The organism is Acidobacteriota bacterium, assembly GCA_030774055.1.
GTDB lineage: Bacteria > Acidobacteriota > Terriglobia > Terriglobales > Acidobacteriaceae > JACPNR01.
This window is the reverse complement of the sequence record JALYLW010000067.1, coordinates 18,971-44,370: the sequence shown is the minus strand read 5'-3', so window position 1 is coordinate 44,370 and position 25,400 is coordinate 18,971. Positions and strand designations below refer to the sequence as shown.

General features: G+C 64.3%; 23 protein-coding genes. 10 read left to right on the top strand and 13 right to left on the bottom strand.

Going from position 1 to position 25,400, the window contains the following annotated elements; genetic code table 11:
* The first annotated feature begins 38 nt into the window (after positions 1 to 38).
* A complete protein-coding gene (locus tag M3P27_05225; protein ID MDP9267713.1) occupies positions 39 to 1,577 on the top strand; it encodes an acetyl-CoA carboxylase biotin carboxylase subunit in 1,539 nt (512 codons plus the stop codon).
* 106 nt (positions 1,578 to 1,683) lie between these two features.
* A complete protein-coding gene (locus M3P27_05220; GenBank protein ID MDP9267712.1) occupies positions 1,684 to 2,211 on the top strand; it encodes an acetyl-CoA carboxylase biotin carboxyl carrier protein subunit in 528 nt (175 codons plus the stop codon).
* A gap of 4 nt (positions 2,212 to 2,215) precedes the next feature.
* Here M3P27_05220 and M3P27_05215 read toward each other — a convergent pair whose 3' ends face one another.
* From M3P27_05215 to lptD, 4 genes are all read right to left on the bottom strand, one after another.
* A complete protein-coding gene (locus tag M3P27_05215) occupies positions 2,216 to 3,295 on the bottom strand; it encodes a SurA N-terminal domain-containing protein (GenBank protein ID MDP9267711.1) in 1,080 nt (359 codons plus the stop codon).
* Positions 3,296 to 3,440: 145 nt separating this feature from the next.
* Entirely contained in the window at positions 3,441 to 4,481 is a 1,041-nt protein-coding gene (locus M3P27_05210; GenBank protein ID MDP9267710.1) for a DsbA family protein, read from the bottom strand.
* A 28-nt stretch (positions 4,482 to 4,509) separates the two neighbouring features.
* Positions 4,510 to 5,289 carry an ATP-dependent sacrificial sulfur transferase LarE gene (gene larE / locus M3P27_05205; protein ID MDP9267709.1) on the bottom strand — a complete coding sequence of 260 codons (780 nt, stop codon included), beginning with the start codon at positions 5,287 to 5,289 and terminating at the stop codon, positions 4,510 to 4,512.
* 119 nt (positions 5,290 to 5,408) lie between these two features.
* The gene (gene lptD / locus M3P27_05200; GenBank protein ID MDP9267708.1) at positions 5,409 to 7,787 is read right to left on the bottom strand and encodes an LPS assembly protein LptD; all 2,379 of its coding nucleotides are present in this window, start codon (positions 7,785 to 7,787) and stop codon (positions 5,409 to 5,411) included.
* 202 nt (positions 7,788 to 7,989) lie between these two features.
* Between lptD and M3P27_05195 the strand changes: the two genes are divergently transcribed.
* The 3 genes from M3P27_05195 to M3P27_05185 all read left to right on the top strand — a co-directional run bounded on the left by M3P27_05195 (position 7,990) and on the right by M3P27_05185 (position 10,555).
* Positions 7,990 to 9,192 (top strand): RDD family protein, encoded by a 1,203-nt coding sequence (locus M3P27_05195; GenBank protein MDP9267707.1) that lies wholly within the window; start codon positions 7,990 to 7,992, stop codon positions 9,190 to 9,192.
* 231 nt (positions 9,193 to 9,423) lie between these two features.
* A complete protein-coding gene (locus M3P27_05190; protein MDP9267706.1) occupies positions 9,424 to 10,098 on the top strand; it encodes a VTT domain-containing protein in 675 nt (224 codons plus the stop codon).
* Positions 10,099 to 10,192: 94 nt separating this feature from the next.
* Positions 10,193 to 10,555, top strand: a complete 363-nt coding sequence (locus tag M3P27_05185; protein MDP9267705.1) for a sulfite exporter TauE/SafE family protein — start codon at positions 10,193 to 10,195, stop codon at positions 10,553 to 10,555.
* A 27-nt stretch (positions 10,556 to 10,582) separates the two neighbouring features.
* Here the strand turns inward: M3P27_05185 and M3P27_05180 are convergent, their stop codons facing one another.
* The 3 genes from M3P27_05180 to M3P27_05170 all read right to left on the bottom strand — a co-directional run bounded on the left by M3P27_05180 (position 10,583) and on the right by M3P27_05170 (position 13,203).
* Positions 10,583 to 11,071 carry an ATP-binding protein gene (locus tag M3P27_05180; protein MDP9267704.1) on the bottom strand — a complete coding sequence of 163 codons (489 nt, stop codon included), beginning with the start codon at positions 11,069 to 11,071 and terminating at the stop codon, positions 10,583 to 10,585.
* Between the two features lie 18 nt (positions 11,072 to 11,089).
* Positions 11,090 to 11,983 (bottom strand): TIGR01777 family oxidoreductase, encoded by an 894-nt coding sequence (locus M3P27_05175; GenBank protein ID MDP9267703.1) that lies wholly within the window; start codon positions 11,981 to 11,983, stop codon positions 11,090 to 11,092.
* 68 nt (positions 11,984 to 12,051) lie between these two features.
* Complete coding sequence (locus M3P27_05170; GenBank protein MDP9267702.1) at positions 12,052 to 13,203, bottom strand: FAD-dependent oxidoreductase; 1,152 nt, start codon at positions 13,201 to 13,203, stop codon at positions 12,052 to 12,054.
* A gap of 245 nt (positions 13,204 to 13,448) precedes the next feature.
* On the opposite strand from M3P27_05170, the gene M3P27_05165 reads away from it, so the two are divergent.
* Complete coding sequence (locus tag M3P27_05165; protein MDP9267701.1) at positions 13,449 to 15,662, top strand: bifunctional (p)ppGpp synthetase/guanosine-3',5'-bis(diphosphate) 3'-pyrophosphohydrolase; 2,214 nt, start codon at positions 13,449 to 13,451, stop codon at positions 15,660 to 15,662.
* A 197-nt stretch (positions 15,663 to 15,859) separates the two neighbouring features.
* Here M3P27_05165 and M3P27_05160 read toward each other — a convergent pair whose 3' ends face one another.
* Both M3P27_05160 and M3P27_05155 read right to left on the bottom strand, forming a co-directional pair.
* A complete protein-coding gene (locus M3P27_05160) occupies positions 15,860 to 16,582 on the bottom strand; it encodes a pirin family protein (GenBank protein MDP9267700.1) in 723 nt (240 codons plus the stop codon).
* A 128-nt stretch (positions 16,583 to 16,710) separates the two neighbouring features.
* Complete coding sequence (locus M3P27_05155) at positions 16,711 to 17,076, bottom strand: zinc ribbon domain-containing protein (protein ID MDP9267699.1); 366 nt, start codon at positions 17,074 to 17,076, stop codon at positions 16,711 to 16,713.
* A 106-nt stretch (positions 17,077 to 17,182) separates the two neighbouring features.
* Here M3P27_05155 and rsmI point away from each other — a divergent pair, with 106 nt between their 5' ends.
* Complete coding sequence (gene rsmI / locus M3P27_05150) at positions 17,183 to 18,046, top strand: 16S rRNA (cytidine(1402)-2'-O)-methyltransferase (protein ID MDP9267698.1); 864 nt, start codon at positions 17,183 to 17,185, stop codon at positions 18,044 to 18,046.
* 346 nt (positions 18,047 to 18,392) lie between these two features.
* Here the strand turns inward: rsmI and bcp are convergent, their stop codons facing one another.
* Positions 18,393 to 18,848, bottom strand: a complete 456-nt coding sequence (gene bcp, locus M3P27_05145; protein MDP9267697.1) for a thioredoxin-dependent thiol peroxidase — start codon at positions 18,846 to 18,848, stop codon at positions 18,393 to 18,395.
* Here bcp and M3P27_05140 point away from each other — a divergent pair.
* Complete coding sequence (locus M3P27_05140) at positions 18,847 to 20,235, top strand: hypothetical protein (protein MDP9267696.1); 1,389 nt, start codon at positions 18,847 to 18,849, stop codon at positions 20,233 to 20,235. The genes bcp and M3P27_05140 overlap by 2 nt on opposite strands.
* A 400-nt stretch (positions 20,236 to 20,635) precedes the next feature.
* Here M3P27_05140 and M3P27_05135 read toward each other — a convergent pair whose 3' ends face one another.
* Positions 20,636 to 21,052, bottom strand: a complete 417-nt coding sequence (locus M3P27_05135; protein MDP9267695.1) for a universal stress protein — start codon at positions 21,050 to 21,052, stop codon at positions 20,636 to 20,638.
* A gap of 36 nt (positions 21,053 to 21,088) precedes the next feature.
* Positions 21,089 to 22,480 (bottom strand): Nramp family divalent metal transporter, encoded by a 1,392-nt coding sequence (locus tag M3P27_05130; protein MDP9267694.1) that lies wholly within the window; start codon positions 22,478 to 22,480, stop codon positions 21,089 to 21,091.
* Positions 22,481 to 22,600: 120 nt separating this feature from the next.
* On the opposite strand from M3P27_05130, the gene purD reads away from it, so the two are divergent.
* Positions 22,601 to 23,896, top strand: a complete 1,296-nt coding sequence (gene purD / locus M3P27_05125; GenBank protein ID MDP9267693.1) for a phosphoribosylamine--glycine ligase — start codon at positions 22,601 to 22,603, stop codon at positions 23,894 to 23,896.
* Positions 23,897 to 23,917: 21 nt separating this feature from the next.
* Positions 23,918 to 24,427 carry a 5-(carboxyamino)imidazole ribonucleotide mutase gene (gene purE / locus M3P27_05120; protein ID MDP9267692.1) on the top strand — a complete coding sequence of 170 codons (510 nt, stop codon included), beginning with the start codon at positions 23,918 to 23,920 and terminating at the stop codon, positions 24,425 to 24,427.
* Here purE and galU read toward each other — a convergent pair whose 3' ends face one another.
* Complete coding sequence (galU, locus tag M3P27_05115; protein MDP9267691.1) at positions 24,428 to 25,321, bottom strand: UTP--glucose-1-phosphate uridylyltransferase GalU; 894 nt, start codon at positions 25,319 to 25,321, stop codon at positions 24,428 to 24,430. It abuts the gene before it with no gap.
* Positions 25,322 to 25,400: the final 79 nt, after the last annotated feature.

Below are 25,400 nucleotides of genomic sequence, written 5' to 3'. Positions count from 1 at the left end.
GACGGCCGTTCTGCTTTAGAATCGACGGACGCTGTCCGATGCCCTCAAAGCCTCCATTCCGCAAGTTGCTGGTCGCGAATCGCGGCGAGATCGCGGTGCGCGTGATCCGCGCCTGCCGCGAGCTGGGCATCGCTTCGGTCGCGGTCTACTCGGAAGTGGACCGCGGCGCGTTGCACGTGCGCCGCGCGGTCGAGGCCTATCCCATCGGGCCCGCCCGCGCCACCGAGTCTTACCTCGATATCGACAAACTCATCGAGGTGGCGCGGCGCTCCGGGGCCGAAGCGTTGCACCCGGGCTACGGCTTCCTCTCGGAGGATCCGGCGCTGGCGCGGGCGTGCCGCGATGCCGGCATCAAGTTCATCGGGCCCACGCCCGAGGCGATGGAGCTGATGGGTTCGAAGACGCGCGCGCGCCAGGCGATGGCGGCGGCGGGCGTCGCATTCGTGCCCGGCTCGACCAAAGGATTGGCGTCGCTCGAAGACGCCAAACGCGTGGCCGCCGAGATCGGGTATCCGGTGATGCTCAAGGCCGCGGGCGGCGGCGGGGGCAAGGGCATGCGCCTCGTCCCCAGCGAGAGGGAGCTGACGTCAGCATTCGCCTCGGCGCAGAGCGAGGCGGAGCGCGCCTTCAAGAACAGCGAGGTCTACCTCGAGAAGCTGCTCGCAGACCCGCGGCACATCGAGATCCAGATCTTCGGCGACGAGCACGGCGGGCTCGTTTATCTCGGCGAGCGCGAGTGTTCCATCCAGCGCCGCCACCAGAAAGTGCTGGAAGAATCGCCTTCCTCGCTGGTGGATGAAGACCTGCGCCGCCGCATGGGCGAGGTCGCGGTGAAGGTGGGACGCGCCGCCGGCTACACCAACGCGGGCACGGTCGAGTTCCTGGTAGACGCGAACAAGAACTTCTACTTCCTCGAGATGAACACGCGGTTGCAGGTGGAGCATCCGGTCACCGAGCTGGTCACCGGGCTCGACCTGGTGCATCTGCAGTTGCGCGTGGCGGCGGGTGAGAAGCTGCCCTTCACCCAGGCCGACGTGCAGTTGCGCGGACACGCCATCGAATGCCGCGTTTACGCCGAAGATCCCGACAACCACTTCCTGCCTTCGCCAGGAAAGATCCAGAAGCTGACGCTGCCCTCAGGGCCAGGCGTGCGTAACGACAGTGGCATGTATGAGGGCTGGACGGTGCCGCTCGACTACGATCCCCTGCTCGCCAAGCTGATCGCCTACGCGGCCACGCGCGAGCAGGCCACAGCGACCTTGGAACGCGCGCTCTCGGAATACTTCGTTGGCGGCATCCGCACCAACCTGTCGCTGTTTCCCGAGGTGCTGCGCCATCCCGATTTCGTGGCCGGCAAGCTTTCCACCGGCTTCCTCGACCGCTTGCTAGCGGAACGCGCGCAGCGCCCCGCGAAGAGCGACGGCGACGGCGAACATGCTCTGATCGCCGCCATCGCGGCGGCGATATTTGTTGCGTCCACCAGTCCAGCGTCGAATGGCACCGGCGACAGCGCGGCCCAGCAACCGGGTTCCGCGTGGAGGAAGATGGCGCGGGAAGAAGCGTTGCGGGATGAGTAGTCCGGCAAGGCGCGTCGGCAAAACGTAGTCCAAGAAAGCGTAAGCGTAGTCCAAGAAAGCGTGGTCCGTGAAAGCGTAGTCCAAGAAAGCGTGGTCCAACAGACCCATGACTTACGACGTGATCATCGACGGCAAACGACACCGGGTCGAGCTCGGCGCCCTCAACAACGGGCGCAGCCGCCTGGAGGTGAAGGTCGATGGGCGTCCGATGGTGGTGGATGCCGTGCTGGCCGAGCGTGACGTGCTGTCGCTGCTGGTCTACGGCAAGTCTTACGACATCAAGCGCGAGACCACGGGCCAAGGCGAGCAGACCCAGACGCACATGTACATGATTGTCCGCGGCGTCTCCTTCAGCGCCGAGGTGCGCGACCCGCGGTCTTTTCGCGCGCGGAAGAAAGCGGATGCGGGGGATGCGGCCGGCCCCCGGAAGCTGGTCTCACCCATGCCGGGCAAGGTGGTGCGCATCCTCGCTCCTGCGGGGACCAAAGTCGAGGCGGGCGAGGGCGTGGTGGTGGTCGAGGCGATGAAGATGCAGAACGAGATCAAGTCGCCCAAGGCGGGCACGGTGCAGCGCATCGTTGCCGAAGAAGGCGCCGCGGTGGACGCCGGCGAAGTGCTCGCCGTCGTCGAGTGAGCGGTTACTTGGAACCGGAGTCTTTGAGGATCTGCTCGGCGAAGTAATTCCGCACGCGCGCGTCGTCGCGTACCGACTCGTAGTAAGCCTCTTTCAGCAGTTGCTCGCGGCGCCCGCGGAGCTGTTCGCGGATGGCCTGCAACACGCGCGGGTCGCTCAACTCGCGCTGTCCGGCAGGCTCTTTCGATTCCAGGCGCACGATGCGGTAGCCGTACTGCTGGCGCGTGTTCGCGTCGGTGGCGGAGAGCACGTTCGAGATCCCTCCGGGCTTGAGGGAGAGCACGGCGTTGCGCGTGATCACATCGGGGTTCGCTTTCAGCGCCGACTCCTGCACAAAGCCCATGTCGCCGCCGTTGGAGGTGGTTTGCGGATCCTCTGACCAGTTCATCGCCACCGTGGCAAAATCCTCGCCGCTCTCCAGGCGGTTCATGATCTCCTGGATCTTTCGTTTCGCTTCGGCCTCGCTCTGGGCCTTCGAGTTCTTCAGGTTCCGCACCCGCGGATCCGCATGATAGGTCACCACGATCTGCTGCAGGTGGTATTGCGGCTCCACCAAGTTGAACTCGGCCTTGTGCGCGTTGTAGTAGGACTGCACGTCGGCGTCGGAGATGTTGATCTTCGACTTGATCTCTTTGTTCAGCACTTTGTCGATGGTCAGCGAGCGGCGCAGATCGCGCTTGAAGTCGTCGACGGTGATGTTGCGGTCTTTGAGCCGCTTGTCGAAGTCCGCTTGCGTGTAAGGAGACTTGATCTCGTTGAATTTGCTCTCCGTCTCTTCATCGGTCGCGAGCAGGCCCAGCTTCTCGGCGCGCTGCATCATGATCTCGTTGTCGATGAGCTCGCGCAGGATGCTGAGCCGCAGGCTTTGCGCCTGCTCCCCCGCAGGCTGCTGCGGCGAGCCCGCGGTCTGGTTGGCGTAGTACTTCTCCACCTCCGAGCGCAGGATCTTCTTGCCGTTGACCTCGGCCATCACGTCGCCGGCGTTCTGTTTCTTGTCGCAGCCAGCGAGGAAGAGAAGCAGCGCCAGGCCAAGGGTCCCCGCCACCGCGAGAACGCGGCGACGGAAGTTTTGCGGGTTGAGCATCAGGGGTAGTCCCTCCAACGGATCTCCCGGGAAATGCGGAATCGCGGAAACGTTCCATCGGGATAGCCGCACCCCGTGGAAACACTGATTGTACCAAGCAGGTCCGTGCCCGGCACGTCTGGACTCGCAGGGCGAAAGTAATACGCTATTTCGCGTCGCCAGGCTTGGGCTGGGCCTTTGGTTGTGCTGGCGGCGGGGCCTGAGGCGGCGCCTGGCCGGCATCGCGCAGCGCGCGGTCCAGAACCGCCTTCAGCTCCTCGGCGCTGGCCGCGCCCTCGAGACGCTCACCGTTGATGAACAGTGTGGGCGTCGCGCTCACGCCCAGTTTCTTTGCTTCCGCCAGCGAGACGCCCACCGGGCCGGTATCGTGTTTCTCCAGGCAGGCATTGAGCTTCGCCGTATCCAGCTTGTTCTGTGCGGCCACGTCGGCGGCGAGCTTGTCGAGGCCAGTGCTGCGGACCTTGTGATCCGCCTTCTCATCTTTTGCGGGCTTCGCGCCCTTCGCATCTTTTGCCGGAGCGGCCTTCGTCTCCTTAGCGGCAGCGCTCTCTTGCTGCCCGATCTCGCTCTGGTTGGCGTGGACCTTGTCGCTGAACTGCCAGAAGGCTTCATTACTCTGCGCCAACAGGCAGTTGGCATTCACCGACGCGCGCACCGCCCAGGGATGGATCTGGAAGAGCGGGTAATCCTTGTAGACGACCTTCACGCGGTCGCCATAGGTCTTCATCACGTCGGTAAACAGGGTGTCGTACATGCGCGCGCAGTACGGACATTGAAAGTCGTCGTACACCACGGCGGTGACCTTGGCGTCTTTGTTGCCGCGCACGGGACGCCCGGCAAGGTCGATGCCCGCCATGGCGCGCTGGTTCGGATCGGTGGAGATATCGAACTTCTGGTAATGCACCAGCGACTTGCCGTCTTTCGAGAGCAGGAAGGTGTAAGTCTTGGGCGTGCCCTGGTCGTTCACCAGGACGGTGATCTCGTCCCAGCCACCGAAGGCACTGGCCTTACGTTCGCCCACGGTCACGTCGGCGGTGGCCGAGACCTCCGCCGCATGGCGCACTTGGCGCTCGATCCTCCGATTCACCTCAGCGGAGTTGTTGTTGTTTTGTGCCGCGCAGCCCAAGCAAAGCACGGCCACCAGCACCAGCGCACGTTTCAGCATCGCCACGAAAACCGCCTTCATAAAGGGATGGAGAAATAGATATTAAAGATTATCGCACGCGGGCGATGGGGGCGATGTCACTTGCCGGCAGCACGGCATTCATCGAGCCCGAGCGGAAGCCCTCGAGATCGAGCGTGACGTAGGCGAAGCCCAGCGCCTTAAAGATGCGGGTGAACTCGGCTGCCATGGCGGGCGTGAGTGCTTGCGGCATCTCGTCGCGCGCGATCTCCACGCGCACCGTCTCGCCGTGGTACCGCACGCGGAATTGGCGGAAGCCGAGCGCGCGCAGCGCTTCTTCGCCCTGTTCCACCTGGGCGAGCACCTCGCGGGTGACCGGGCGTCCGTACTCGATGCGCGAGGAGAGACACGCTGACGCGGGCTTGTCCCAAACGCGCAGCCCGGCGGCGCGCGCCAACTCGCGGATGGCTTGCTTGCCCAGGCCGGCATCGAGCAGCGGCGCGGCCACGCCATGCTGTTGCGCGGCCTTCTGTCCGGGACGGAAGTCGCCCTGGTCGTCGAGGTTCACGCCGTAGGCCACGGCGTCACAGCCGCGGGCCAAGCGCATACGCTCCATCACGGTGAAGAGCTCGTCTTTGCAGAAGTAGCAGCGCGCGCCATCGTTCTTGGCATAGTCCGGATTCTCGAGCTCGCTGGTGGCGACCACCTCCACCGGGATGCGCTGCTCTTCGGCGAACTGGAGCGCGTCGGCAAGCTGCGTCCGCGCCAGGGAAGGTGAATCGGCGATCACCGCCAGCATCCGGTCGCCCAACTGCTCGTGCGCCGCCCACGCCAGGAAGGCGGAGTCCACGCCGCCGGAGTAGGCGACCATGACCTTGCCGAGGGCGTGCAAGCGGGCGTTCAGTGCCGCGAGTTGGGGAGACGGCTGCAAGAGAGCAATCTTAAATGAATCGCTTTTGATTTACATTCCGAGGGAGGTAGACAAGAACGTTAAAACAGTCTTTCCTGTCGCTTCATGTTGCCGAAGCTGGCTACGTTGGCGAGCGTGAACGAGAAGCGGAACTGGTTCTCGTTGCGCACCGAGCCGAGGGCGAGGCGGCGGAATTCCATGGCCAGGCCGCAGCAATCCCAGTTGTAGCTGGTCTGCATGGCGCCGTATTGCAGGAATTCGAAGTGGGCGTCGAAGCCGAGGTTGGCGGCGGCGCTCCAGCCGCGCTTGTTGGGATGTCCGTAGCCCACTAGGGTGCGGAACTGGTTGAAGCGGTCGGGCCCCACGAGCGGCGTGGTGGAGAAGATCTCGCCGGGGACGCGCAGGTAAGCGTGCGAGCCGCCCAGAAAGAAATTGCCCAAGCGATAGTTTGCCAGGATGGTGCTGGCGTTGATGCGGCCCTTCTGCGGATCGTAATCCAGTTCCCACTGCAGGTCGGTGTTGGCGCTGGCGCGGGCGCGGATGCGCGAGACGATGGGCGAGAACCGCCGCGGCTCGGTCAGGAAGGCGATGCCGGCAAAATCCACCGTGGTGGAGAGTACGTTGCGGCGGCCGAGCACCACGGCGCCGCCAAAATCATCGTTGAAGAAATATTTCTGCGCGATCTCCCAGCTCAGCACCTCGTGCGCCATGCCGTCGTCGCCCTCGCGTTTGGAATAGAGGCGCTGCACCAGCGCGTACTCCAGCTCGCTGGTGTCGGAGAGGATGTCGCGCGCGTCGAAACGCAGGATGTCCTGGAAGTTATTTATGCCATCGACGAAGCGGTAGATCAACCGCGGCTCGATGGTGTGCTTCAGCTTGCGGCCGAAGACCGTCTTCTCGAACACGCGGCCGAGCACCGGCGGACGCACCTCGAAAGAAGCCTCGAGCGCGCGCCGGTTCACGCTGTCGTCGAGCGCGAGCTGGAGAGGCCCGACCGTCGTGCGCCGCTGTGAGTAGTAGGTATCGCGCAATCCGACTTCGGGACGGAACGACCACCCATGCCAGGTCACGGCCACCGCGCCGCGTGGGTTCAGGTCGAAGCGGCCGACCACGTCGGCGGTGGTGAAGTCCGGTTCGCGCCGCGAGACGCCCTCGACGGCGGCGTCGAACGACCAGAAGACGCGCGAGTTGCCGACCTGGCGGTCGACCGATGAGAACTCGAGGCTGGGCACATGCAGGATGGAGATGTAATCGCCAAGCAGCGTGCTTTGAAAGTTCTGGTAGCGCGAGCCGAAGAGGTTGAAGGAGAAGCCGTCGTAGGTCTTCGAGGCGAAGGCGTCAGACTTCACCTCCGAGTTCACGGTCTGCGAAAACCCTTCCGTGAAAGCGAGGCGGAAGACGAACGAGCTCAGGTATTCGAGCGCGGCCACGCCGCGGAAACCCCATGGCAGCCGGCCCTCGGCGTTCAAGCTGACGTCCTCGCCACCCTGGTCGACTTTGGTGAACCCGGTGGCGGTCTGCTGCGTGAGACCGCGATCGAGCACGCCAAAATATTTCACGTCGATGTAGGAATCTTCACTCGGCTTGGCGCGGAACTCGGCATTCTGCGACCATCCGCGCGAGGAAAAATATTCCGCCCCGACGAGCAGGTCGGCGCTGCGTCCGAGGGCGAGATAGATGCTCTCGCCTACGATCGTCCCTTTGCGCGAGGAGGCGCCGGCGGTGGGGATCAGGAACCCAGTCTGCCGTGCCAGCCGCTCCACCGGATGCTGCGCGAACGGGAAATAGACGATGGGAACGCCCTTCACGCGGAAGGTGCTGTTGTAGATCTTTACCGAGCTGCCCACGTCGATGACCATCTTCTCAGCGTTGAAACTCCACTTTGGGTTGGGCATCTCGCACGAGGTCACCGAGCCGTGATGCACGACGTAGCGGTCGGCCGAGACTTTCTCCACCATCCTGCCGGAGAAGGCGAAGGGGTTCGAGGAGGTGAGCGTGACGCTTTTGCCTTTGAAGCGAGCGCCGGTGGTGCCGGCCACGTCGAAGAATTGCCCGGTCCGGGTGCGCACGTTGAGAGTGCCGTGGCTGGCTTCGATGTGCTCGTCGTGCGGGCCGCCATCGAGCACCACATGTCCAGTGGCGGTGGCATCGCCGGTGGCGGAGTTGTAGCTGATCTCGTCGGCACGGAGCGTCAGGTCGCGGAACTCGATCTCCACCTCGCCACGCAGCGTGAAGACGTCGCCGGCCTTTTCCTGTTCGCGCGCGCGGATGGTGATCGGCTCACCCTGCTGGGAGATGTTGGTGACCGGCAAGGACGATGACGACGAAGATGCGGCAGGCGGTTCGGCTTGGTCCTGGTCTTCCGGGGTCGACGCGGGTGATCCGCTCGCGCGTGGTTGCGCGGAAGCAACCGTCGAGGGAGCAGCCGGCGGCGGCAACTGACTGGTTACTAGCGGCACGGCCGCGAACAGATGACAAACCGCTACTGCCGTGATAACTAGTTGATTGTGCACAGTCATGAGGGAAGCGCAAAACGTTAACATCCTTTGCGCTCAGGCGCAAAGCGAAGTGACGAAGCGCTGCTTGGGAATACAAGTGACTATGTGCCGGCGCGCTGGTATTGGCGCCGGGCCCGCTCTGGCCGAGCCCGCAACCTGAAGAATGGCCTGTCCACTCTGTGGAGAACAGTGCCGCTGCTCCGCCGCTAAGGCGGAAGACGCGCACGTTTCCGTCCTTATCGATCCCGAAAGTTACGAAGATAGCGAACAGGAGTTCGCTTCCACCATTGACGGCGCCGCCGGCGACGACACCGCTCTCGTCCACGACTTGATGGGCGGAGTCGAGGGGGGAGCGGAAAATGACGAGCCGCTGGGCGATCTAGCGCTCGGCGCCACCGGCACGCCCGTGGTCACGCCGCAGCTCTCCAATCTAGCGGCATCCAGCTTCGTGGCGCCTGCAGTGGCGACGATGCTGATCGAGGCGGCCACGACCGAGCCGCCGCCGCAGTTCTACCGTCCGCCGGAGCCGCCGGTGTGGCGCGATGAAGTCACCTCCAAGGTCGACGCATACCACGCCAAGCGCGGCCGCGGACGCCGCTATGACCCAAGCTCATCCCTCAGCCTGAACTTCGACTCGCTTCCCGACGCCGAGACTGCCCTGCCGGCACGCTTCGCGCCGGTGCGCCTGGAAGTGGTCGAGAAGGTCGCGGACACGAACCTCATCGTTTTTCCGAAGCCCCAGCCGGTGACGTCAGTGTCCGCCACCGAGATGCCGCTGGCGTTACCATTGGCGGACGAACTCGCCGACCCGATCAGCGAGACGCCGCGCATCCTCGACGTCCCCGAGGGTACGCACGCGCTGCCCCAACAGCCGCTGGCGCACATCCAACTGGACGAGCCGCAGCACGACGCCGCACTCGACTGCGCGGCGAACAACGTGGAGCTGGAGTTGCCCTTGCCGGTCGCGCCGATGGGGCCGCGCATCGGCGCCGGCCTTATCGACATACTGATCGTGCTCACCGCCACCGCCATCTTCGGCATGATCTTCATGATGATCGCGAAAGAGCTTCCCCAGGGCCGCGAACTCGCTGCCTGCGCGCTCGCGCTGCCCGCCGTGCTGTGGGCCGCCTATCACTACCTCTTCCTGGTTCGCTGCGCCACGACTCCGGGCATGCAGATCGCGCAGCTGGGGCTCGCGCCGTTTGAAGACGACAAGCCCATCACGCGCAATCGCCGCCGCGCGCGAGCGCTGGCGATGTCGGTCTCGGCGATGTCCATGGGAATGGGATTCCTCTGGGCGTACATCGACCAGGACCGCCTCGCGTGGCATGACCGCATCTCGCATACGTTCCTGGTCAACGACTAGTCAGGAGCCGGGAGCCAGCGACCGCGGGGGTCCTCTCCAAGCAGCTGACCTACGGCCTGCTCGGACGCAAGGGCTACGAGGAGTATGCGAAAAAGCTGAAGGCGGTGGCGCGATGAGAAGTCACGTATCGCTGCTGGCTCTCAGTGAGATGTGAGCAGCAGCAACTGTGCTGCCCGGCGCAACATTCCAGCCTGAACCCTGTTCTAATGAATGAGGTTCTGATCAACGAGCATGTCGCCGACCGCCCTCATCGCGCTGAGCACCGTGATCCTTGCCGCTCCGCATTCCGCGACGTGGCTGTGGCTGCTACGCCTCGGCGGCCTCGGCCTGATCCTGCTCGCCTTCGTGGACAACTCTGTGATCCCGCTCCCCGGCAGCATGGACCTGCTGACCATCGTGCTCGCCGCTCATCACCCGGAGTGGTGGTGGTACTACGCCATCATGGCAACCATCGGCGGCGTGCTGGGCGCGTATCCCACTTATCGTCTGGGACGGCGAGGCGGCAAGGCAGCGCTCGAGCGGAAGCTCTCCAAGGAAAAGGTGGAAAGGGTCTGTGCCGCCTTCGAAAAGCATGGCGCGTGGGCGATCGCGATACCGGCGCTTATCCCGCCACCCTTCCCACTCTCGCCCTTCCTGCTCGCCGCCGGCGGGTTGCGGCTGCCGCTGCGCAAGTTCTTTACCGCGCTCGCCATCGGACGCGGCGTGCGCTACTTCCTGATCGCGTGGCTGGGCGCGCACTACCGCCGCCAGCTCGTCCATTTCTTCCGCGCGTACTACCAGCCCATCCTCTGGGTGGCCATTGCGCTGGCCGTGCTCAGCGCGCTGCTCGCGCTCGGCTTCTGGCTGCGGCACCGGCACCAGCAACGCGGCATCCGTGCGCCATCCCCGCAGCCGCGCGTGGCGTAAGCGCCCCGGCCAAGGCCTTTCCTGCGCCTCCTTTGTGCCTCTGTGGTGGATTTCGTTTTGTTACCATGCCAGCGTTGGAGCATGGAGGCGAGACATGCTGCTGATACTGGGCGCGTTGGTGGCAGGACTCATGATCGGTGTCTTCTCGGGATTGATAGGCGTGGGGGGCGGCGTGATCGCCGTACCCATCCTCATCTACGCCTTTGGCATGGACCAGAAGATGGCGCAGGGCACGTCGTTGATGATGCTGCTCGGTCCCACCGGCGCCTTCGCCATCATGGAGTATTACCGCGCCGGCAACGTGAACCTGAAGGTCGGATTGCTGCTGGCGATCGGCGTGTTGATCGGCGGCTACTTCGGCGGACACTGGGCGCAGATGATGTCCAATGTCGCTCTGCGGCGCACGTTTGCGGTGGTGCTTGCGGCGGTCGCGGTGAGGATGTTCTTCCAGAAATAGCCGCGCCATCATGAGCGCGAGAGACCCTCAGCTCTTCCAGAAGATGTCCGCTTCGGTGCATTCTTTCCCGCCGCGGATGCGCATGCGGATCTCCGTCCCACTCTCGTCATGCGACACGTGATCCACCAGCTGGTTGATCATGAAGATGCCGCGGCCGTGGTCGGCGAACAGGTTCTCGGCGTGGGTAGGATTGGGCAATTGCTTCAGGTCGAAGCCCGAGCCGGGATCGCGCACCACGATCAGCATGCCGCGGTCGTCATCGCACGCCACGGTGCAGCGCACGCTCTTGCGAGTGTCGTTCTCGCAGCCGTGGATGATGGCGTTGGCGAGCGCTTCGCGCAACGCTGTCTCCACCTGGAACTCTTTGCCGCAGCCGCACTTCATCGCCGCCATCAGCGCGAGCACGCCGTCCACGACCTCATCGATGTGCTCGAGGTTGGCGGCGATGGTCACGTCCACCTTCACGCGCATGGTGCTGGGATCGAATTCCCACTCGGGAAAGCGTTCGTGGGCCACTTGCGGCCCTCCTTCACGTCATGCCTTAAGAACCGCGGCTAACGCAGGCTCCAGTTGCGGATGCTTGAAATTGTAGCCGCTTGCCGCGAGCTTTGCCGAATCCACCTTCTGGCTGGATAGTAAAACGACCTCGGCCATCTCGCCGAGCGCGAGCTTGGCGGCGAAAGCCGGCAGGGGAAAGATGGCCGGACGATGCAGCGCGCGTCCCAGCGCCTGCGTGAACTCAGCATTGCGTGCGGGTTGCGGTGCCGTGACGTTCACCGGGCCGCGCAGCGACTCGGTCCCGAGCGCGTGCGCGATCGCGCCGGTCACGTCCGCGAGCGTGACCCAGCTCCAGTACTGCTCGCCGCTGCCGACCTTGCCGCCGAGCCCGAGCTTGAACGGGGTAAGCAGTTTAGCCAGCGCGCCGCCATGCTTGGCCAGCACCACGCCGAACCGCAGCTTGACCACGCGGATCCCCGCATCTTCGGCCGGCTTGGCGGCAGCTTCCCACTGCTGGCAGACGTCGGCAAGAAAGTCGTTGCCCGGGGCACTGGCCTCGTGCAGCACCTCCTCACCTCGGTTGCCGTAGTACCCGATGGCAGAAGCCATCACCAGCACGCGTGGCGGCTTGCACATGGTGGCCAGCGAGTCGGCGATGAACTGTGTACCCTGCACGCGGCTCTGCGCGATGCGTTGCTTCTTCGCGGGCGTCCAGCGCCCGGCGATGTTCTCGCCCGCCAGGTGTACCACGCCGTCAAAGCCTTCGAATAACGATGGCAGCGGCGGCCCGCTCGGGTCCCAGTACAGCTCGGGCGTACCGGGCTCGGGATGGCGGCGCACCAGGCGGATGACTTTGTGTCCCTGGGCGACCAGTTCGGGCACGAGCGCCGAGCCCACGAAGCCGGAAGCGCCGCTCATCGCGATGTTCATAGGGTTGAAACCTGTCCGCTATTGTCCACGATGCGGAGCGCCGCGCGCAAAGTGCTGGCCGGAGCCGCCTAGTAGACGGCACGCTCCTGGCTGGTCTGCTTACTGGCGAGCGAGAACCGGGGCTCAGCCGGAGCGCTGTGCAGGATGCGAGCGGCGGTGTATTCGCCGACGGCGGGGCCGTGCTTGAATCCGTGTCCCGAGCCCCCGCCGACCAGCCACGCATTCTCCAGGTCAGGATGGCGGTCGATGAGGAAGTCGCCGTTCCAGGTGTTCTCATACTGGCACACCCGAGTCTCGACGAGCGGAGCCTGGTGCAGGGCGGGGATGTGCTGCTCGAGGTAGCGGCGGAGCCGTTCGATCGATGCCGGGCTGACGACGCGTGCGGCGTCATCCGGATCCAGCTCCGGGCCGTGGCGGTCGAAGGCGAGCTTGAAGCCGCGCGCCTCGATATCGGGCAGCGCGTAGGGACGCTCCGGGTGCGTGTGGTGTATCCACACCGGCATCCGGGGAGCGCGAAAGTCGTGGTTGCCGGCGGGTGCACCGAGGAAGAAGACTTCCTGGCGTGTAGCCACGATCCGCCCCGCCAGCACCTCGGGAAACAGTTTGGGGAGCCAGGGTCCGCAGGCAAAGATGAACGTGTCGGCAGCGATGGAATCGCCCGCCGCGGTCCGGAGCTCGGTGAGTCGCCTGTTACCGCGGGGCGGAAGGACGGCAGCGGGAAGGTAATCCACTCCGCCCTGCACCATGTCCTTTACCAGCGCCTGCACCGACCGCCGGGCCATGAGCGCGCCACTCTCCGGCTCGAACACTCCCCAGGTGACGTCGTCGAAACGAAACTGCGGCCAGCGGCGGCGGATGTCGTCTCCCGTCAGCTTCTCGTAGACCACCCCGACCCGGTCAAGGACGGCGAGTTCCTGCTGAGTGTAGGTGTCCGTGTCGTGGCTGAGCCAGAGCACGCCCGTGCGGCGGAACAGGTCCGTGACGGGGCCGAAGAACTCACGCCATAACGCGAGCGAGCGGAGAGACCAGCGGGTGTAGAGCTCGTCCGGCCCATAGCTCATGCGGATGACGCGGGTCTCGCCCGCCGAGCTGGAGCGGCTGTTGGCGACGCCGTAAGCGTCGAGCAGCGCGACGCGGGCTTTCGCTTGGCGCAGGTGGTGGGCCGTCCATGCCCCAAAGACGCCGGCGCCGACCACGGCAAAGTCGTGACCCTGGTTCATGAGTATGCCCCGGCGGACGAGCGAACGGCGGGGATTATCCGGGTTGAGCCCACGAAGCCGGAAGCACCGCTCATCGCGATGTTCATACGGAATCCTTATTCGAGGTGCCACACTGGGCGCAGAACATGCGGCCTCCTGCAGATGTAGCGAACGGCGGGGATTATCGGTGTTTATCACCTCGGCGGCAAGCGGTTTGTCACCGGAAAGCCGCGAAAATCGTGGCTATAATCGGACTGGCACCTGCCATGGCGACCCTGCGTCACCAGATCGCGACCAACGTCCTGACGGTCACGAAGTTCCGTGACCTGCTGAAGAAGGTGCGCGCGAATCGTCCTAACGACGACGTGGAGATCATCCGCAAGGCCTACGACTACTCCCTCGAGCACCACAAAGGTCAGTCCCGCGCCTCCGGCGAGCCCTACCTGGCGCATCCGCTGGAGGTCGCCGCCATACTCGCCGAGTTGAAGCTCGATCCCACCGCCATCGCCGCCGCGCTGCTGCACGATTCGGTGGAAGACACCTCCGTCACCACCGAAGACATCAAGGCTGCGTTCGGCGAGCAGGTCGCGCAGCTGGTCGAAGGCGTGACCAAGATCAGCAAGATAGATTTCGCTACCCGCGAAGAGCGTCAGGCGGAGAACCTGCGCAAGATGGTGCTGGCGATGGTGGATGACATCCGCGTCGTCCTCATCAAGCTCGCCGACCGGCTGCACAACATGCGCACGCTGGGCGCGCTGCCGGCCGAGCGCCAGGCGCAGATCGCCAAAGAGACGCTCGAGATCTACGCGCCCATCGCGCATCGCCTGGGGATGGGCAAAGTCCGCGGCGAGCTCGAAGACCTTGCCTTCCAGCACTTCGATCCCATCGGATACAAGCAGATCAAGGACGCGGTCGAGGCGCGACGCAAGCGCGGCGAGCAATTCCTCGAGCAGATCGAGGGCGTGATCCGCGAGAAGCTGAAAGAGAACGGCATCGAGGCCCGGGTGGAGAGCCGCATCAAGCGGCTCTACTCCGTCTACCAGAAGCTGCAGCGCCAGAACATCGCGGTGGACCAGGTCTACGACCTGCTCGCCATCCGCATCGTCGCCGGCTCGGTGAAGGATTGCTACGCCGTGCTCGGCGCCATCCACAACCTGTGGCGTCCAGTGCCGGGCAGGATCAAGGACTTCATCGCCATGCCGCGTCCCAACCTCTACCAGTCGCTGCACACCACGGTGATCTCCGAGAACGGCACGCCCTTCGAAGTCCAGATACGCACCGAGGAGATGCACAAGATCGCGGAGGAAGGCATCGCCGCGCACTGGAAATACAAGGATGGCGCGCCCGTCTCCGCCAAGGACGAGCAGCGCCTCGCCTGGCTGCGCCAGGTGGTGGATTGGCAGCGCGAGGTCGCCGATCCGGGCGAGTTCCTTTCCACCTTCAAAGTGGAGCTCTATCCGGAAGAGGTCTACACCTTCACGCCGAAAGGCAAAGTGGTCATCCTGCCGCGTGACGCCACCGTCATCGACTTTGCCTACGCCGTCCACACCGAGGTGGGCAACGCCTGCACCGGTGCGAAGGTCAACGGACGCATGGTGCCGCTGCGCACCAAGTTGCGCAACGGCGACATCATCGAGATCGTGACCAAGGAAGGCCACAAGCCCAGCCGCGACTGGCTCGGATTCGTGCGCAGCTCGCGCGCGCGCAACAAGATCAAGCACTGGCTGAACATCCATCAGCGCGAACGCGCCATCGAGATCGGGCGCAAGCTGATCGAGAAGGAAGCGCGCAAGTATCGCATCGCGCTCAAGGAGATCAAGGAACAGGATTTCCAGAAAGTCGCGTCCGAACACGGTCTCGGACGCCCCGACGACCTGATCGCCGGCATCGGCTATGGAAAGTTCTCGGCGCGCCAGGTGCTGGGACGGCTGGTGCCGGAATCGGTGGGGGTGGCGCCGGAAGAGAAGCCCGCCTCCGGCTTTGGCAGTGTGATCCGCCGCGTCTTCGGGCAGACCCCAGAGGTCGGCGCGCTCAAGGTGAAAGGCTCCGACGACCTGCTCATCTATCGCGCGCGTTGTTGCAATCCCATCCGCGGCGAAGAGATCGTGGGATACGTCACCCGCGGCAAGGGCGTGGCGGTGCATTCGAAGTTCTGTCCCAACGTGCTCAACCTGATGTACGAGCCCGACCGCCGCATCGACGTGGAGTGGGCCGCAATGCGCAAGAGCGACGGCACCGCCACCTATCCGGTGAAGCTCACGCTCTCCTGCGACGACCGCGCCGGCATGCTGAAGCAGGTCACCGCCGTGATCTCCGACGACAACACCAACATCCGCACCATCGAAGCCCGCACCGGCGACGCGCACGCCACCATCGACGTCACCGTCGACACCGAAGACTTGAAACACCTCGAGCGCATCGTCGCGGGACTCAGGAAGCTCGCGGGCGTGCGCGATGTGCAGCGCGTCAAGCGGATCTAGCAAGCTGTCAGCTATCAGCAATCAGCCTGAGCCAACGCAGTTGTAGCCCGCTCGCCCACGAGCGGAGCCTTCGTTACCCCTCACCCTTGTCATTCCGAGGGAGCGCGAGCATCAGCGAACGCGAGTCGAGGAACCCCTATAGCAACAAAAAAGCCAAGGCCCGCGCCTTGGCTTTTTGCTGATCGCTGATCGCTGCCTTACGCCAGGTCGAACAGCAGCACTTCCGACTCTGGGGCCACGCCGGCGAGCGCGAGCTGCTGCTCGTCGCTCAGGGCAGCGCCATCACCTTCGCTCAGCGGTTGGCCGTTCAGCGTGACCGCGCCGCGCGCGACCTGGAGCCAGGCATGGCGTCCGGGAGCGAGCGTGTGTTCGATGCTCGCGTCCTTCGACAGGACAGAAGCAAAGACGCGCGCGTCCTGATGGATTTCCACCGCGCCGTTCTTGCTGGGGTCGTTGTTCTGTAAACCCGCGGGCGCGGCGATGAGCCGCAGCTGGTTGCGTTTTTCATCCGCCGAGAACGTCTTCTGCTCATAGCTGGGCGTGATGCCTTGCTGCTCCGGCAGCAGCCAGATCTGCAGCAGGTGGACCGGCTCGGTCTTCGAGTTGTTCCACTCGCTGTGGACGATGCCCTTGCCGGCGGACATCCGCTGCACGTCGCCCGGCATGATCACCGAGCCGTTGCCCATCGAATCTTTGTGCCCGACCGCGCCCGCGAGCACGTAGGTCACGATCTCCATGTCGCGGTGCGGATGCATAGGGAAGCCGTTCGCCGGCGCGACGCGATCGTCGTTGATCACGCGCAGCGCGCGGAATCCCATGTTCTCGGGATCGTAATAGTCGCCAAAGCTGAAGCTGTGATACGTGTCGAGCCAATCCCACTGGATGTGCCCGCGGTCACTGCTCTTGCGGATGCGGATCATGGCTGTCCTTTCAAGAATCAAACAGGCCCAGCCGAATTCCGGCTGGGCCCGCTGTGCATCGATAAGATTCGATCCAAGCCATTGGATGCGGCGGGACCGCCTCCGGATTCAGCCGCCGCGCGGCGCCGTTATTTCTTGTGCGCCTTCTTCTCTGACTTTGTCTCTGCCTTCGCCTCGGACTTGGCTTCAGTCTTCGTTTCCGGCTTCGTCTCCGGCTTGCTCTCGGACTTGCTCTCCGGCTTCGTCTCTGACTTCTCTTTGGCCGCCGACGCCGAACTCTCGCTCTCGGCCGAATCTGCCTTCCCCGAACCTTTGCGCGCGTAGTCGGTCACGTAGAAGCCTTCGCCCTTGAAGTGCGCCGCCGGCGCCGAGAACAATTGCTCGACCGCGCCGCCGCACTCCGGACACTTCTTTACCCGCGCGTCCGAGTAGCTCTGGTGCAGCTTCTCGAAGCGGTGTCCGCACTTCTTACACTTGTATTCGTAGATGGGCATCGTTTCGATTCTAAGGTGCGCGCGCGGAAACCCGCAAACCTAGGGTCGTGTGGAGACGGGCGACCCCGCCCGTCACGCTGACCTGCCATCGGTGTAGACTGCGCGGATGGCAACCGGTCCCAGCGACGGCCGAGGCGTGCTCTACATCGTCGCCACGCCTATCGGCAACCTCGAAGACATCACACTGCGCGCGTTGCGCGTGCTCAAGGAAGCCGACCTCATCGCCTGCGAAGACACGCGCCAGACGCAGAAGCTGCTCAACCATTACGACATCAAGAAGAAGACGGTGAGCTACCACGAGTACAACGAGCTCACCCGCGCGGCCGAGCTGGTGAAGGATCTGGAAGAGGGCATGCGCATCGCCGTGGTCTCAGACGCGGGCATGCCCGGCATCTCTGACCCGGGCTTCCGCCTGGTGACGCTCGCGGTGCGCCATCACATCCCAGTGGTGCCCATCCCGGGACCAAGCGCGTTCGTGGCCGCGCTCGCGGCCTCGGGCCTGCCGACCGACTCGTTCCGCTTCTCCGGCTTCCTCTCGCCCAAGACCGGCCAGCGCCGCACCGAACTCGAGCAGATCCGCAATTCGCCGCGGACGCAGGTCTTCTACGAGGCGCCGCATCGCATCGTCGAGACGCTGGAAGACATTGTCGCGGTGATGGGCGGCTCGCGCCAGGTCGTGATCGCGCGCGAGGTCACCAAGCTGCACGAGGAGTTCCTGCGCGGCCGTGCGGACGAGTTGCTCGAGCAACTCAAAGGCCGCGACGGCGTGAAGGGCGAGATCACGCTGATGATCGCGCGCGCTCCCGAGGTGATGGTCGATGTCGCGCCGGACACCAGGAAAATCGCCGCGCGCGTCCGCGAGCTGCAGGCGGCGGAAAAGCTTGATGAGAAGGACGCGCTCAAGCGCGCAGCGAAAGAGTTCGGGGTCTCGAAGAGCGAGGCGTACCGGGAGTTGCAGCGGACAAAATAGTAGTTAGGAGATAGGAGCTAGTAGTTAGCGGACTCAGTGACCGAATGTACCGGGCTCGACAAGCCCAAACCCCATCAACCAAACAGGAACCGCAAAGGCAATCGGGAACAAACAGAAAAGCCACACGCTGCGTTTATGCCGCCTGGAAGCCCATATCCTAAGAATCAACCAAACGTAAGCCATCAGGATCATCGGATTGAGAGAAAAATCCGCCGACAAGCGGCAAGTCCCACTGGACCAAGATTGCGAACAGCGCAACAGGTAACAGCGCAGTACAGATGGACGCTGCAATGAGAAGCCTCTGGGATTTGTCCATCGACCCTAACTCCTAACTACTAGCTCCTAGCTACTTGACCGCCGCCAGCACTTCTTCCGCGTGCCCATCCGGCTTCACGTTCTCGAACACCTTGGCGATCTTTCCCTCCGGACCGATCACGAACGTCGTCCGCGCGATGCCTTTCACCTTCTTGCCGTACATGTTCTTCTCTTTGATCACCCCGAAGGCGTTGGCGACTTTCTTGTCGGCGTCGGCGAGCAGCTGATAGGGCAGGTCGTACTTCTCTTTGAACTTCTTTTGCGCGGCGGGAGTGTCGCCGGAGATCCCGAGCACGGTCACGCCCGCCTTCTGAATCTTCTTGTATGCGTCGCGGAACCCGCACGCTTCAATGGTTCAACCGGGCGTGTCGGCCTTGGGGAAAAAGAACAGGACGACGCTCTTCCCGCGGAGGTCTTTTAGGCGGACATCAGCGCCGGTCTCATCCGGCACGGTAAAATCAGGTGCCTTGTCTCCTACTGCCAACATGATGGCTCTCCTCGAGCACGCGCCCTTATACCGCAGGCCCTTATATCGCAAAGCAGTAGCCGCCGTCATCTGTGCGGCCTTCGTCGGCGCGGTGATCGCGGGCGGGGTACTCGCCTATGGCCAGCGCAAGCGCTCGCACCAGCTGCGCGCCATCGCGCTGGTCGAGCTGTACGGGGCCTCTGGTAAAACTTCTAAGCCGACCGGCGGACGCCTGCTGCCCATCGCCATCCTCGTCGGCGAAAAGTGGTACGACGCGGCCACGTACAACGCCACGCCGCGCCCGCTCGCGCTCGATGAAGGCACGGTCTACGAAGCGCTGGACAACGGCGATCCCGCCGGCTTCTTCACCGTCGCCGCCGCTCGCCAGGATCGCGATAAGGGCGAGTGGTTCGGTGTAGGACAGTGGAAGTCGGCCGCCGAGGTAGCGCGCGCGGAAAAAGCCGCCGCCGCGGCCCGGCAGGCACGCACGCGCACGCTCACCGACGACGGACCGCCCAAACTCCGCAAGCTCAAGCCCGGTGATCCACAGCCCAAGCCCAGCGAGACCGCCCCGGCGCCACGCCAGAAACCCAGTAAAGGCCAAGACCATCCGCCGGCCGCTGGCTCGGGGGCGGGTTCGGGGGCTGGTTCAAACGACGCGACGATCACCGATCCTGACCGTCCCACACTACGCCGCGGTGGTGGTGGCGAGCAGGTCAGCGCCACGCTCGAGCCGCCGCCGGCGGCCGCAGCTGGAGCGAAGATCGGGAGTGCCCCGACGCTAGCGGCCAGGTCTGGAGCTAAATCTGGCGGGGCTTCAAATCCGTCGCAAGTCTTCATCGCCGTCTCCGATCCGGACGGCACCGGCCCGACGCGCAACTTCGGCTTCCCATGGAAGCCGGAGGAAGAGCGCGCACTCAAGGCCAAAGCCGTCGCCCTGGCCGAGGCCGAGGTCGCCAAGTATCGCGCCGGACGGTTTGGCGCGGCGGCTGCCGAAAAGCAGCCGTCCGAGAAGAAGTCATCAGCTAAGTCAGCCAGGAAAACGTCCGCGAAAAAGGCCGCACCGGCCATCCATCTCGAGAATGTCCAGGTCACGGGCTACGATCTTGGACTCGACAACAACGCCGAGCTGGTCGTCACCGCCACCTCCGGCGACGTCTTCGTCACCCTGGTAGCGCGCACCAATCTCGAGTTCACGCCGCAGAAGGTCTTTGCGGTAGTCACCGACAAGGACCATCTCGACGCCATCCCGCGCATGCAGCTCATCGGCGCGGTCGATGCCGACGGCAAAGGTAAAGGCGAGCTGCTCTTCCGCGTGATCGGCGATGGCATCTACCGCTACGCGCTCTATCGCGTGAGCCGCGACAGCATGTCGCAGCTGTGGGAGAGCGGCCGCTACGAATTCTGACCGCAGCGAACGGTAGCGCCGGCGTCTCGCCGGCTGTTGCGCGGGCGTCCCGCCCGCGACATCGGGAGCTATGACTGTCGCAGAAGGGAACAGGATGCGCGCGTACCTTGTTCGTATTGGAGTCGACCAGGCCTTCGGCAGATGGAATGCTCCAATGGATCCAGAGACGAACGAGTACCATCGCCCGCTATGGGGCCCGATGCCGATCCAGTTCACCTTGCCGCCCAATCCGTACGACCTGGGTTCAGGGCCGAGGCCACCCACGCCAATAACGGCCTCGAAGTCCCAGGTTCGTACCCGGCCCATGCAGCCATGGATTCCGAACTCACCTGTCTCGCGGTCCGGATCCCCGTCATGGGTTCGCTTATAGACGAGCGTGCGCGTTACGCGTCCCTCCTCCTCATTTCGCCCTTAGCAGCAGCACTGGCACGCCGATGCTGTGCTGCACGCGACTGGCGGTGGTGCCGAGAAACACATCGGCGAGAAAGCGGTGGCCATGCGTGCTCATCGCTACCAGATCACAGCCCTTCTGCTCGACCCAGCGAACGATCTCCGTGGCCGGGTCGCCGTATGCCAGTTCGGCTACCGTGGAGATGCCCGCAGCTTCGAACTCTGCGCGAACGGTTTCTAGATACGCGGTGTCTTCGGTGATCTCCGGACTGACCGCGTCCGCACCGTAGGTCCTGGCCGCCCATCCATCAGCGACATGCAGCAACACCAAGCGGCTGTCCGCCAGCTTGGCGAGCTGTTTGACGTGCTCGATGATGGCCCGGTCGGTTGCCGTGCCATCGAGCGTTACGAGGATCCTGTCGTACATGTCTTTGGCTTCGCCTCCTGCGCTCAGCCGCCTGGTTCAGCCGCCTGTGACGACGTGCCACGCGGCCCGAAGTGAGTCCGGCAGACCAAGCACGTCCATCGTGGTGATCAGGATCGCGCTGCTCCACCCGGCTACCAGCAGGAACCAGCCGTTCTTCCAGCGCCCCATCCGTTTGCGCGCGCTGGTGAAGTGCAGCAGCGGGAACATGGCGAACGGAAGCTGCAGCGCCAGCACCACCTGGCTGAGGACCAGTAGATCGGTGACGCTGCCCTCGCCACGCAGGCCGATGATGAAGATGGCCGGCAGGATGGCGAGCAGGCGGGTGATGAGCCGCCGCACCCAGGGCTGGATCCGCCAACGCATGAAGCCTTCCATCACCACCTGACCGGCGAGCGTGCCCGTGATGGTGCTGCTCTGTCCGCTGGCCAGCAACGCGACCGCGAAGAGCGTGCTGGCGGCCGCCGTCCCCAGCAAGGGCGACAGCGTCAGATAAGCGACGCGGATCCAATCACTGGCAGCGCTGAAGGGGACGACGCGCCCATCGCCGAGGACGGCGCCTTCCTTCCCAAAGAACACCATTGCGGCAAGCACCATGATGGCCGCATTGACGAAGAAGGCGACGGTGAGCGCCGCGACCGAGTCGATGGTGTTGAATTTGATGGCGCGCCGGATGGACTGTTCGTCCTTCTGCAGTCTTCGGCTCTGCACGAGCGCGGAATGCAGATAGAGGTTGTGCGGCATCACCGTGGCACCGATGATGCCGATGGCGACGACCAGCATGCCCGCTTGCCGGATGCGCGGCGCGATCAGGGCACGGCCCATCTCGAGGAAATCCGGGCGCGTCTGCGGCAGCACGAAGATCTCGATGAAATAGCACACGCCGATGGTCGCGATCAGCAGCAGGACCAGGGCCTCGATGGTGCGCATGCCAAAGCGCTGTAAGGCCAGCAGCAGGAAAACATCGAGCGCGGTGATGAGGACCGCCCAGAATAGCGGGATGTGGAACAGCAGGTTGAGCGCCACGGCGCTGCCTAGCACCTCGGCCAGATCGCACGCGCCGATGGCAACCTCGCTCATCAGCCAGTTGGGCCAGCGGCTCCACTCGGGATACCAGTCGCGGCAACATTGCGCGAGGTCTTTCCCCGTCACCACGCCCAGGCGGGCGGAGATCACCTGCATGAAGATCGCCATCAGGCTGGCAAGGCCGACCACCCATAGGAGTCCGTACTTGAATTGCGCACCCGCTTGCAGATCGGTGCCCCAATTGCCCGGGTCCATGTAGCCCACGCTCACCAGGATCGCCGGCCCCGCAAAGGCCCGCCACTGCGCCCAGAAACCCTCTTCGTGATGAGGCACGTCGACGGTCGAATGCATCCCTTCGAGCGAGCGTTGGCCCGCGCCAGTCGTGTCGGTTGGTCGGGTACCCATCGGCGAAGCAAGAGTATATCGGAGGAGGTCTACAGCGGGGGCGCAACCCTCGTAGAGGGCACGCGTTGACAGTCTCGACCGCGCTCCCTAACCTAGTTGTTTCTTACTGGTTCTCAGAAAATGAATGTCCTCGTCATCGGCGGCGGAGGCAGGGAACACGCGCTCGCGTGGAAACTGCGCCAATCTCCGCGCGTGGAACACGTATGGTGCGCACCCGGAAACGTGGGCATCGCCGATTCCGCCGAGTGTGTGGCCTGGGACTCGAAGAATGACGTCGGCAACCTGGACGCGCTGCTCGCGCTCGCTGCGCGGCTCGCGCCTGACCTCACCGTCGTCGGTCCGGAAGCCCCGCTCACCGCCGGCGTGGTGGACGCGTTCACCGCGCGTGGTCTCCGCATCTTTGGTCCGACCCAGGCCGCGGCGCAGCTGGAGTCGTCGAAGGGTTTTGCCAAAGAGTTCATGCGGCGGCACCAGATCCCGACCGCGCATTACGCCATCGTCAGCGATGAGAAGGAATTGAAAGACGCGCTCGCGCACTTCAGCGCGCCCATCGTAGTGAAGGCCGATGGCCTCGCCGCCGGCAAGGGCGTGGTGATCGCGGCGTCGAAAGAAGAAGCCGCGTCCGTTGCGCAGGAGATGCTCTCGGGCAAGCTGCTCGGCGAAGCCGGCACGCGCGTGGTGCTGGAAGAATTCCTCGAGGGCGAAGAGGTCTCGTTCCAGGTGATGAGCGATGGCGAGCGCGTGGCGCCGCTGGTCGCCGCGCAGGACCACAAGCGGGTGGGCGATGGCGACACCGGCCCGAACACCGGCGGCATGGGCGCGTATTCGAGCGACGCGCTCCTCGAACCCGCGATGCGTGACTGGCTCATCCATCACGTCGCGCAGCCGGTGGTCGCAGGAATGAAAGCCGAAGGCGCGGAATACCGCGGCATCCTTTACTGCGGCCTGATGATGACGGCGCGCGGTCCCATGGTGCTCGAGTTCAACTGCCGCTTCGGCGATCCGGAGACGCAACCCATCCTGATGCGGCTCGACAGCGATCTGCTCGACGCCTTCGAGGCGTCCGTGGATGGGCGCGTGAGCGAGGGCGACTTCAAGTGGTCTGCCGACGCGACCTGTTGCGTGGTGATCGCTTCCGGCGGCTACCCCGGACCGTTCGAAAAGGGCAAGGTCATCACCGGACTCGACGCCGCGGCGAAGTTGCCGGAGGTGAAAGTCTTCCACGCGGGCACGGCGAAGAATGCCGCGGGAGAGTTCGTCACTGCCGGTGGCCGCGTGCTGGGCGTCACCGCGCGTGGAGCAACGCTGGAGCAGGCGGTCGACCGCGCTTACGAAGCCTGCTCGCTGGTCAAGTTCGAGGGCATGCACTACCGCCGCGATATCGCGGCGCGAGCGCTGAAGTCCGCGGCACAATAGGAGAACCACGATAGGGAGACCATGTCTGACAAACCGTTGGTAGCGATCGTGATGGGCAGTGATTCCGACCTCGAGATCATGAACGAGGCCGCGAAAGCACTCGAAGGTTTCGGCATCGCCTACGAGATCGACGTGACCTCGGCGCACCGCGCGCCGCGCAAGACGAGCGAGTTCGCGCGCGCGGCCGCCAGCCGTGGCATCAAGATCATCATCGCCGGCGCGGGCGGCGCGGCGCATCTTGCCGGCGTGATCGCCGCTGAGACCACGCTGCCGGTGATCGGCGTGCCCATCCCATCGACCTCGCTGCAAGGCATGGATTCGCTGCTCGCCACCGTGCAGATGCCCGCGGGCATTCCCGTGGCGACGGTCGCAGTGGGCAAGGCGGGCGCGACCAACGCCGGCATCCTCGCCGCGCAGATGCTGGCGCTCAGCGACAAGGCGCTCGCTGACAAGCTCGCCGCATACAAAGAGAAGCTGGCGAGAGGTGTGGACGAGAAGTCGGCGAAGCTGAAAGCTTCACGCGAAAAGTAGCTAGAGCTTCAGTCCCTTCAGATATTCGCGCAGGCCGTCGCCGAGGTCGGGACGCTTGAGCGCGAACTCCACCGTCGCTTTCAGGAAGCCGAGCTTGTCACCGGTGTCATGGCGCACGCCTTCGAAGCGATAGCCGTGCAGCGTCTGCGTCTGCGCCAGTCCGCGCAGGCCGTCGGTGAGTTGCAGTTCGCCGTCGGCGCCGAGCGGCGTCTTCTCGAGGATCGCGAAGATGTCGGGCGTGAGGATGTAGCGCCCGACCACCGCGAGGTTCGAGGGCGCGTCCTGCGGCTGCGGTTTCTCGACCAGATCCTTGACGTCGTAGAGGCGGCCGTCGAATCTTCCCTGGAGGTGCGGAGCGACGACCGGTTGCGCGTCGAGCACGCCGTAAGCGGATATCCCCGGACCATCCACGAACTGCGTCGCGATTACCGACGCGCCAGTCTGCTCGAACACCTGTACCATCTGCTTCAGGCAGGGAACGCGCGCGTCGATCACGTCGTCGGCAAGCAGCACGGCGAAGGGCTCGTCGCCGACCAGCTCGCGCGCCATGAGGACCGCGTGGCCGAGTCCCATGGCCTCTTTTTGCCGGACGTAGGCTACGTGGATCATGTCCGAGATCTGCCGCACGATGGTCAGCAGGTCGGTCTTGCCGCGGTCCTCGAGCATGTGCTCGAGCTCGTAGCTCACGTCGAAGTGGTCTTCGATGGCCGACTTGCCGCGGCCGGTGACGATGATGATCTGGTCGCAGCCCGCCGCTAGCGCCTCTTCCACGCCGTACTGGATGATGGGCTTGTCCACCAGCGGCAGCATCTCTTTGGGCTGTGCCTTGGTCGCGGGCAGGAAGCGTGTGCCGAGTCCGGCAGCGGGAAAAACGGCTTTTCTGATCTTCTTCATGAAATCCCAAAAACCACACCGCGATGAATGCGATTAACGGACGCGTAGCAAGAACTCGCTAGTACAAACCTCTGATGCC